The organism is Jatrophihabitans sp., from assembly GCF_036388195.1.
GTDB lineage: Bacteria > Actinomycetota > Actinomycetes > Mycobacteriales > Jatrophihabitantaceae > Jatrophihabitans_A.
The window spans coordinates 1-1,873 of sequence record NZ_DASVSG010000022.1; the positions used below are offsets into that span (position 1 = coordinate 1).

Below are 1,873 nucleotides of genomic sequence, written 5' to 3' on the forward strand. Positions count from 1 at the left end.
GGACGGACACCGGGTCAGCGCGTTCCTTCCTGGCGCCGTACGTCCGGCTGCCCTGACCGCAGCGCCGAACGCAGGCGTAGGCCGCCCGGTCGCACAAGGTCACCGGGCGGCTCACGCCGCTGACTAGTCCCGGCGGTCGGCGAAGCCGTCGAGGGCTGCCAGCTGGGCTTCCCGCTTGCTGGCGCTGCCCTGGTGGCCGGCATCGGCGATCGCGACCAGCCGGGCATCGGGCCAGGCCTGCGCCAGCTCCCAGGCGGTGTCCAGCGGGGCGCTCAGGTCCAGCCGGCCGTGGATGAGCACGCCGGGGATGCCGGCGAGGCGGTCGGCGTCCCGGATCAGCTGGCCCTCGTCCAGCCACGCGTCGTGGGCGACGTAGTGCGTGCAGATCCGGACGAAGGCCAGCAACGCGTCGTCCGGACGGTTGCTGTAGACGTTCGGCTTCGCGCCCGGTTCCAACGAGACGACCGCGTCCTCCCAGGCGCACCAGTCCCGCGCGGCCTTCTCGCGGACGGCGGGGTCCGAGCTCTCCATCAACCACGAATAGCCGATGGCGAGGTTGCCGTCCCGGTACTCCGGCGCGACGCCGGACTCGAACCGCTGGAACTCCTCGGGAAAGAACCGGGCCACGCCGCGGTAGAGCCATTCGGCCTCCCAGCGCCGGCCGCTGGTGATCGCCGACAGCACGATCTCGCTGACCCGGTCCGGGTGGCGCTCGGCGTAGGCCAGCGCCAGCGTCGAGCCCCACGAGCCGCCGCCGAGCTGCCAGCGATCGATGCCCAGGTGCTCGCGCAGCGCCTCCATGTCGGCGACCAGGTGCCAGGTGGTGTTGACGCTCATGTCGGCGGCCGGGTCGCTGGCATGCGGGGTGCTGCGGCCGCTGCCGCGCTGGTCGAACAGCACCACCCGGTAGCGGGCGGGGTCGTGACCGCGAGCCATCGCCGGCGTGCATCCGGTGCCCGGCCCGCCGTGCAGCATCACCGCCGGCTTGCCGTCGGGGTTGCCGAAGGTCTGCCAGAAGATCCGGTTGCCGTCGCCGACGTCGAGCAGGCCCTCGTCGGTCGGCTCGGGTAGCGGGTACAGCTCAGCCATCGCCGGGCCTACGCCGACCGGCGCCAGCGGATGCCGGCCTCGATGAAGTCGTCGATGTCGCCGTCCAGCACCGCCGACGGGTTGCCGACCTCGTGCTCGGTGCGCAGGTCCTTGACCATCTGGTACGGGTGCAGGACGTAGGAACGCATCTGGTTGCCCCAGCTGTTGCCGGCGTCCTTGAGGTCATCCATCGCCGCCTTCTCCTGCTCGCGGCGGCGCTCGAGCAGCTTGGCCTGCAGCACCGCCATCGCCGAGGCGCGGTTCTGGATCTGGCTGCGCTCGTTCTGGCAGCTGACTACGATCCCGGTGGGCAGGTGGGTGATCCGGACCGCGGAGTCGGTGGTGTTGACGCCCTGGCCACCTGGGCCGGACGAGCGGTAGACGTCCACCCGCAGCTCGTCCTCGGGAATCTCGACGTGGTCGGACTGCTCCACCACCGGCAGCACCTCGACCCCGGCGAAACTGGTCTGGCGGCGCCCCTGGTTGTCGAACGGGCTGATCCGCACCAGCCGGTGGGTGCCCTGCTCGACCGACAGCGTTCCGTAGGCGTAGGGCGCCTTGACCTGGAAGGTCGCGGACTTGATGCCGGCCTCTTCGGCGTAGGAGGTGTCGTAGACCTCGGTGGCGTAGTTGTGCCGCTCGGCCCAGCGCAGGTACATCCGCATCAGCATCTCGGCGAAGTCAGCGGCGTCGACTCCACCGGCTCCGGACCGGATCGAGATGATCGCCTCGCGAGCGTCGTACTCCCCGGACAGCAGCGTGCGGATCTCGAGCTGCTCGACCT

2 protein-coding genes are annotated in these 1,873 nt (G+C 70.9%); both read right to left on the minus strand.

Going from position 1 to position 1,873, the window contains the following annotated elements; translation table 11 throughout:
- Positions 1–123 precede the first annotated feature (123 nt).
- The gene (gene pip, locus VF612_RS01445) at positions 124–1,089 is read right to left on the minus strand and encodes a prolyl aminopeptidase (RefSeq protein WP_408658069.1); all 966 of its coding nucleotides are present in this window, start codon (positions 1,087–1,089) and stop codon (positions 124–126) included.
- A gap of 8 nt (positions 1,090–1,097) precedes the next feature.
- Positions 1,098–1,873: peptide chain release factor 2 (gene prfB / locus VF612_RS01450; protein ID WP_408658070.1), on the minus strand; the 776-nt coding region annotated here is incomplete at its 5' end.

What these genes read in the sequence shown, in the direction of transcription:
- pip (WP_408658069.1), bottom strand. Translation starts at nt 1,089, where the DNA reads ATGGCTGAGCTGTACCCGCTACCCGAGCCGACCGACGAGGGCCTGCTC.